The organism is Streptomyces sp. WAC06614, assembly GCF_003949795.1.
In the GTDB taxonomy this organism is placed as follows: Bacteria; Actinomycetota; Actinomycetes; order Streptomycetales; family Streptomycetaceae; genus Streptomyces.
Genome location: NZ_RPRY01000329.1, coordinates 1 through 7,390 on the forward strand (window position 1 = coordinate 1; position 7,390 = coordinate 7,390).

The following is a 7,390-nucleotide window of genomic DNA, read 5'->3' on the forward strand; positions in this document are numbered from 1 at the left end:
CCGCCGCCCGCGCCGTCCTCGCTCCGTCTTCGATCATGAACTCACCCTACGCGGCGGCCCATTGGAGCCACAGCGGCAGCAGCACCAGTGTCGCCAGGCTGCTCTTGACCACGAGGGCGGCCGACAGGTCCACGCCCACGTCGTAGCGCTGGGCGAAGGTGAACAGGTTCTGCGGCGTCGGCATCGCCGCGATCAGCACCAGGTAGGTCAGCCACGCCCCCTCCACGTCGAACACCAGCGCGCACACCGCCCACGCCAGCAGCGGGAAGCCCACGCCCTTGAACGCGACGATCGCCAGCTCCTCCCGCGTGGTCGCGCGCAGGTCCAGGCCGAAGCCGCCCAGGTGCAGTCCCAGCGCGAACAGCGCGACCGGCGAGGCGCTGTCGCCGACGAACGCGAACCCGTCGAGCAGCACCCGCGGGACCGGGACCGACAGCAGGTTCAGCACGATGCCCGCGTTGCACGCGAGGACCAGCGGGGTGGTCAGCGAGGCCGTGACCGCCCGGCGCAGCCGCACGACGGGACCGCCGGGGGTGTCGGACCGGCCCAGTTCCATGACCGAGATGACCAGCAGCGACAGCACGCACACCTGGAACAGCAGGATCGGGAAGATCGGCGTCGCGTCACCGAAGAGGGTGATGAAGACGGGGACGGCGAAGTACGCCGTGTTCACCTGGACCGCCGCCATGATCCGCAGCGCCACGCTCCGCGGCTCCCGCAGCCCGTACGCCACCGAGACCAGGCCGACCGCCAGCACCGCGACCCCGGCGGCCGCCGCGTAGCCGAGCACGGCCCGCCGGTCGAACAGGGCCCCGAGGTCGCCGGCGTAGATGTTGCCGAACAGGTAGCAGGGCACGGCGAAGAGGAAGGAGTAGTCCGAGAAGGCCTTGGAGCTCTCCGCCGGCACCACCTTGCGGCGGGCCAGCAGCACCCCGCACCCGAAGGCCAGCACCACCGGTACCAGCTTCTCCAGTGCCGCGACCGTCCCCATGCGCTTCCTCCGCGTCCCCCGTTGCCGGGTGGAGCGTACGCTGACGGATCATGACCAGTGACGGCCCCTCCCCCGCTCCCGCGCCCGGCCCCTCGCCCCGCTCCGGTGCTGTCGGCCGGGTGCGCCGCGCCCTGCGGCCGCGCCCGCTGCGTCCCGCGCTCGACGCCCTCGGCGGACTGCTCGTCGGGGTGCGCACGCCGGGCCGGGCGACCGAGCCGCTGTTCGCCCAGGCCCCCAAGCGCTGGCAGCGCTGGCTGCCGTACCTCGTCATGGGCGCGGCGGTGGCCTCGCTGCTGCCCGTCACCGTCGTCGTGCTGACCGGCGACTACCAACTCGGCGGTGGCTGGGCGGGTGCGCTGGCGGTGGCGCAGACGGTGCCGCTGCTGCTGGCGGTGACCCGGCCGCTGCACGCCTGGGTGGTGGTGCTGTTCTCGGACGTGGTGGGCGCGCTGCTGCTGATCGACGCGGCCGGGACCCCGACCCGGGCGTGGCCGTGGACGCCGATGGTGATCGTCGGTTACCTGCTGCTGATGGCGTGCCTGGGCCTGCGCGAGTCGGTACGGACGCTGATCGGGGTCTGGCTGGTGACCGGCGCGGCCGGGGTGGTGCTGGGCGCGGTCCAGCCGGACCATGTGATCGCCACGCAGGCCCTGCTGTTCGTGCTGGCCGGTGTGATGCTGGTGACGACGGCGGCGCTGCGCGGTCTGGGGGACGCCCGGCAGAAGATCGCCGAGCAGGAGAGCATCAGCGAGGCCGAGCGGGCCCGGCGCACCCTGCTGGAGGAACGGACCCGGATCGCCCGGGAGTTGCACGACGTGGTCGCCCACCACATGTCGGTGATCACGGTGCAGGCCGATTCGGCGCCGTACCGGCTGCCGGGGATGGCGGAGCCGGTGCAGCAGGAGTTCGCCGCGATCGCGGCGAGCGCCCGTGAGTCGCTGAGCGAGATGCGCCGGCTGCTGACGGTGCTGCGCGGTGACGGGGCGGACGGCGAACGGGCCCCGCAGCCGGGCCTGAGCCGGTTGCAGCAGCTCGTCGAGGCGACCGTACGGGCGGGTCAGCCGGTGGAGTTGGCGATGGCGGCGGACGTGCCGGACGCGGTGCCGCCGGCCGTGGACCTGTCGGCGTACCGCATCGTGCAGGAGGCGCTGGCCAATGTGGTGCGGCACGCGCCGGGGGCGCACACCCGGGTGTCGGTGACCGCCGACGGGGGCGAGGTGCTGGTCGTGGTGGTCAACGGGCCGGCGCGGGACGCCGTGACGGCGCTGGAGAGTTCGGGCACGGGCCACGGGCTGGTCGGGATGCGCGAGCGCGTACGGTTGACCGGCGGGACGCTGGACACCGGCCCGCTTCCCGACGGCGGCTTCCGGGTCGCCGCCCGACTTCCCCTGACCGAGGACGCCAGTTGACCATCCGCGTGATCATCGTCGACGACCAGGCCATGGTGCGGGCGGGTTTCGCCGCGCTGCTGTCGGCGCAGGCCGACATCGACGTGGTGGGCGAGGCTCCGGACGGCCGGCAGGGGGTCGCCGTGGCCCGTTCCACGCATCCCGACGTGGTGCTGATGGACGTGCGGATGCCGGAGATGGACGGACTGGCGGCGGCCCGGGAGATCCTCGACCCGCCGCCGGGGGTGGTGCACCGGCCGAGGGTGCTGATGCTGACCACGTTCGACATCGACGACTACGTGTACGAGGCGCTGCGGGCGGGCGCGTCCGGGTTCCTGCTCAAGGACGCCCCGCCGGCGGACCTGATCGCGGCGGTCCGGGTGGTGGCCTCGGGCGAGGCGCTGCTGGCGCCGTCGGTGACCCGGCGGCTGATCGCGGACTTCGTGCAGCAGCGGCCGGCCCCGCGCAAGGACCCCCGGCTGCGGCTGAACGGGCTCACCCCCCGGGAGACCGAGGTGCTGGAGCTGATCGCGCGGGGGCTGTCGAACCAGGAGATCGCCGGGCACCTGGTGCTGGCCGAGCAGACGGTCAAGACCCACATCGGGCGGGTGCTGGCCAAGCTGGACCTGCGGGACCGGGCGCAGGCGGTGATCTTCGCGTACGAGGCGGGACTGGTCCGTCCCGGCGACCGGGGCTGATCCGGCACCGCGGCGCCGGCGGCCACGCCCGGCCGTCGTCTCCTCCACCCCCTACCCAGGTATGACATCCCACTTGGCTCCCCGGTGGGACGTACCGTGCGGCACCCCCTTCCTACCTTCTGCCTCGCCACGAGGAGAGGAGAAGGGGAATGCGCCGGATCGCAAGGACGCTGGCCGCCGCCGTGCTGGCGGTGACCGCCGTCGCCGGGACCGCGGGATGGGCGTCCGCGGGCACGCAGACGGCGGTGACCGGGCCGCCGCCCGGGGCCGCCGGGTGGCGCTCCGACCAGGTCGGGGGCCGGCCGCTGCCCGATCCGGCGACGGCGTCGCCGTACGAGGTGGCCCGCTTCTTCGCGGGCCTCGACGGGGCTCCCGTAGGCCTGCGGTACGAGGCCAACCGGCTGGCGGTACGCGCCACCGGCGATCCCCGGTTCGCCGGACTCGCCGCGCCCGGGCGGCAGATCCTCGCCTTCGACCCGCGGGGCCGCGGCCAGGTCGCCGAGGTCTTCGGTGACCTGGAGCGCTCCGCGCACGTCGCCGTCGTCGTGCCCGGGTCGGACAACGACGCCGCCGGGTACGACGCCCCGCGCGCCGCGCACAGCGGCCCCGGCGGGATGGCCCGCTCGCTGCGGGCGGCGACCGGGGACCGGGCGGCGGTGGTGGCCTGGACCGGCTACACCACCCCGGTCGGGGTCGGGCTGGACGCGGCCTCGGGACGGCTCGCCGCGGCGGGCGCCGAGCGGCTGACCCGGTTCACCCAGGGCCTCGACGCGGTCGGGGCGGCCGATCCGGCGCTGTTCTGCCACTCGTACGGCTCGGTGGTGTGCGGGCTGGCCGCGTCCCGGCTCGACGCCCGGGACCTGGTCGTGCTCGGCTCCCCCGGTCTGCGCGCGCCGTCGGTGGCAGGCCTGCGCACGGGCGCCCGGGTCTGGGCCGCCAAGGGCCCCTCCGACTGGATCGACGACGTCCCGAACGTGGAGCTGGCCGGGCTCGGCCACGGCCCCGACCCCACCGCGCCCGCCTTCGGCGCCCGCCGGGTGCCGGCCTCCGACGTGCGCGGACACACCGGCTACTTCGCCCCCGGCACCACGTCCCTGGCGGCGTTCGCCGCGATCGCGACGGGAGAGACCCGATGAGCACCCCGACCCCCCTCGCCCCGCGGACCGACCGGGACGACCGCACCGACCGGGACGACCGCACCGACCGGGGCGGGCGCCGCGACCGGGACGGGCGCACGGACTGCGGCGAGCGCACCGGCCGCTCCCCCCGCAGCCCGCTCGCCGCGCTGCGCCGGACCGCAGAGCGGATCGAGCGGAGCACCCCGGCCCACCGCGACCGCGCGATCGACGGTCTGCGGGCCCTCGCCCTGCTCGCCGTGCCGATCGGGCACTGGATGCTCGGCGGGTTCACCCTCGACCCCGAGGGCGGCCTGCACAACGCCAGCCCGCTGTCGGCGTTCGGCGCGCTCGCCCCGGCCAGTTGGATGCTGCAGATGCTCGGCATCTTCTTCCTGGTCGGCGGCTACGCCTCGGTCCTGTCCTACCACCGCCGTCCCGCCGGCACCGGCGCCTGGCTGCGCGGCCGGATCGCCCGGCTGGGCCGGCCCGTGCTGGGGGTGACGGCCGTATGGGCGCTGACGGCGCCGGTGCTGTACGCGGCCGGGGTGCCCGAGGCGACCTTGCGGACCGGGGCGACGCTGGTGATCCAGCCGCTGTGGTTCGTCGGGGTGTACGTGGTCGTCACCGCCCTTACCCCGTACTGCGTCCGGGCCGCCCGCCGGCTCGGCGGCTGGTCGGCGGCGCCGCTGATGGCCTCGGTCGCCGTGGTGGACTTCCTGCGCTACGGGCCGTACGCGCAGGACGTGCCCTCGTGGCTGGCGGTGCTGAACGTCCTGCCGGGCTGGCTGTTCGCGTACCAGCTCGGGGTCGCCTGGGGCGAGGGGCGCATCGGGCGGCGCGGGGCCCGGCTGCTGCTGGCGGGCGGTGCCGTACTGTTCGCGGCGCTGCTGCTGGTCTTCGACTACCCCGCGTCGATGGTCGGCGTGCCGGGGGCGGACCGCACCAACTCCCACCCGCCGTCGCTGCTGGTACTGGCCCTGGCGGCGGCCCAGTCGGGCGCGGCGGTCCTGCTGCGGGACCGGCTCGCGCGGCTGCTGGCCCGGCCCGCGCTGTGGGCGCCGGTGGTGGTGGTCAACCTCTGCGCGATGACGATCCTGTGCTGGCACCAGTCGGCGATGCTGGCCGCGGCGGTGCCGGGGTCGTTCCTCGGCGAGGTCGCGGGGCTGACGACCGCGCCCGACACCCCGGCGTGGCTCGGGCAACGGGCGGCCTGGCTGCCGGTGTTCGCGGTCCTGCTGACGGTCGTCGCCCGGTACGCCCGGCGGTTCGAGGAGCCCTGGACGAAGGCGACGGCGGTGCGCAGGACGGCGGCCGGGGTGCTCGCGGCGGGGTTCGCCGCCTTCGCCCTCGGTCTGGCCTGAGGCCGCGCGGCGGCCCCGGGCGGCCCTGCCCGGTCAGGCGATGGACGCCGAGACGATCGCCGCCACGGCGAGGTTGCAGGCGGCCGAGACCCAGACGGCCGGGTGCGGCTCGCGGTCGACCACTATGGCGCCGAGCTTGCCCGGGGTCACCCAGTCGAGGACCAGGAAGGCCACCCCCATCAGCACCAGGCCGAGCAGACCGAACGCGGCGGTGGAGAGCAGGCCCTTGCCGAAGTCGTCGTACGTCGTCCAGATCGAGGTGAACACGATGGCGCCGACGCCGAGCAGCGCGGAGCTGAGCAGCAGGGCGGCGTTGCGGTTGCGCTCCTCCCAGATCTGCTTGCCGAGCTTCCCGGGCGTCAGCACGTCGACCAGGACGATGCCGAGGATCAGCAGCACCAGGCCGAGCGCCCCGTACGCGCTCGTGCGGCCGAGTCCGTTGATGATGTCGCTCATGGGGAAGTCTGTCTCCGCTGCTGGGTGGGATGAAACCGGTGCTGGGGTCGGCTGAATCTATCGCACGGTTGTCCGGAACGGGGCGGGGTGACGGGAAGATGGTACGGATCCGGGAGGCGCGGCCCGAGGAGGCCGCGGCACTCACGGCGCTGGTGCTGCGGTCGAAGGCGTCCTGGGGCTACGACGAGGCGTTCCTGGCCCGGTGCGCCCCCGCCCTGCGGATCGGCGCAGGGGAGGTCGTGGCCCGGCGGGTGGTGGTGGCCGAGGACGGGCGGGGCACGGTGCTCGGGGTGGCCTCGCTGGAAGGGGCCGCGCCGACGGCCGTCCTGGGGCTGCTGTTCGTCGATCCGCCGGCGCAGCGGCGGGGCGTGGGCCGGGCGTTGTACCGGCACGCGCTGGGGCGGGCCCGTGAGCTGGGGGTCCGCCGGCTGGTCGTCGACGCCGACCCGTACGCGGCCGGGTTCTACCGGGCGATGGGCGCGGTCGCGGTGCCGGTGCCCGCGCCGACGGCGGTGGCGGGGGCGGAGGAAGGCGCGCAGGTCCCGGGCGGGACCGGCGCGCTGGTGCGGTTCGAGGTGGAGCCGGCCCCGCCCGCCGCCTGGGCGACGGCGTGGACCGGTGGCCGGGCGGCCGTGCACGTGGGCAACGTGGCGGAGTTCCACACCCAGTTCGCCGACCCCTCCCTGGACCGGGACCAGCGGGCCGCGCACCACTACGCCTGTCTGGCCGCCTTCGCCGGCCCGCGGCCGGCCGCGCTGGTGCTGCCGCTGCGGGTGCCGCGGAGCTGGGTGGAGCTGCTGGGGCGGCAGTTGGAGTGGGGGGAGGTCGAGGTCTACGACGGGCTCGCGGCGGACGAGGGCGCCGCCGGCGGGCCGGCTTCGCTGTCGGCGGCGGTCCGGGCCCGCCCGGCACTGGCCGCGCGGCTCACCGAGCTCGGGCTGCCGCTCGTACCGTGGGGCCGCACCCGGCCGTTCGCCCGGCTGACGGGCACACCGTGGCGGCCGGAGGCGCTGCGGTACGAGTCCAAGGCCGAGGCGCACGCGCTGTTCGAGCGGGTGGTGGCGGCCGGCGGACATCCGGGCGTGGTGGTGCCCGCCCAGTGGCGGGCCGGTACCCGCCGGGCGGCCGTACGGCTGCTGGCCGCGCGGGCGAGGGCCGGGCTGGGGACGGTGCTGAAGTCGGAGCACGGCGTGGGCGGCTCCGGCACCACGGTGGTGCCGGCCCGCGCCGTGGCCCGGGCGGGCGGGGCGCGGGCGGTGCTGCGCCGACTGCCGCGCGGCCCGCTGCTGGTGGAGGAGTACGTCGAGGGGCCCGCCCCGGACGGCGTCCGGGACCTCACCTACGACGGGTTCGTGGACGGGGCCGGGCGGGTCCACGA

7 protein-coding genes are annotated in these 7,390 nt (G+C 75.7%); 5 read left to right on the plus strand and 2 right to left on the minus strand.

Annotation, left to right across the window (positions count from 1 at the left end; all coding sequences use genetic code 11):
• Positions 1–46: 46 nt before the first annotated feature.
• The gene (locus EF918_RS29640) at positions 47–991 is read right to left on the minus strand and encodes an AEC family transporter (protein WP_125652017.1); all 945 of its coding nucleotides are present in this window, start codon (positions 989–991) and stop codon (positions 47–49) included.
• A gap of 50 nt (positions 992–1,041) precedes the next feature.
• Between EF918_RS29640 and EF918_RS29645 the strand changes: the two genes are divergently transcribed.
• The 4 genes from EF918_RS29645 to EF918_RS29660 all read left to right on the plus strand — a co-directional run bounded on the left by EF918_RS29645 (position 1,042) and on the right by EF918_RS29660 (position 5,556).
• Positions 1,042–2,400 carry a sensor histidine kinase gene (locus EF918_RS29645; RefSeq protein WP_125652018.1) on the plus strand — a complete coding sequence of 453 codons (1,359 nt, stop codon included), beginning with the start codon at positions 1,042–1,044 and terminating at the stop codon, positions 2,398–2,400.
• A complete protein-coding gene (locus EF918_RS29650; protein ID WP_125652019.1) occupies positions 2,397–3,077 on the plus strand; it encodes a response regulator transcription factor in 681 nt (226 codons plus the stop codon). The genes EF918_RS29645 and EF918_RS29650 overlap by 4 nt, the downstream gene beginning before the upstream one ends.
• 149 nt (positions 3,078–3,226) lie before the next feature.
• A complete protein-coding gene (locus tag EF918_RS29655; RefSeq protein WP_125652020.1) occupies positions 3,227–4,213 on the plus strand; it encodes an alpha/beta hydrolase in 987 nt (328 codons plus the stop codon).
• Complete coding sequence (locus tag EF918_RS29660) at positions 4,210–5,556, plus strand: acyltransferase (protein WP_260610798.1); 1,347 nt, start codon at positions 4,210–4,212, stop codon at positions 5,554–5,556. The genes EF918_RS29655 and EF918_RS29660 overlap by 4 nt, the downstream gene beginning before the upstream one ends.
• Before the next feature lie 33 nt (positions 5,557–5,589).
• On the opposite strand, the gene EF918_RS29665 is transcribed toward EF918_RS29660, so the two are convergent.
• On the minus strand, positions 5,590–6,012 hold the full coding sequence (locus EF918_RS29665; RefSeq protein ID WP_125652021.1) for a DUF350 domain-containing protein: 423 nt from the start codon (positions 6,010–6,012) through the stop codon (positions 5,590–5,592).
• Positions 6,013–6,110: 98 nt separating this feature from the next.
• Between EF918_RS29665 and EF918_RS38665 the strand changes: the two genes are divergently transcribed.
• Positions 6,111–7,390: GNAT family N-acetyltransferase (locus EF918_RS38665; protein ID WP_260610799.1), on the plus strand; the 1,280-nt coding region annotated here is incomplete at its 3' end.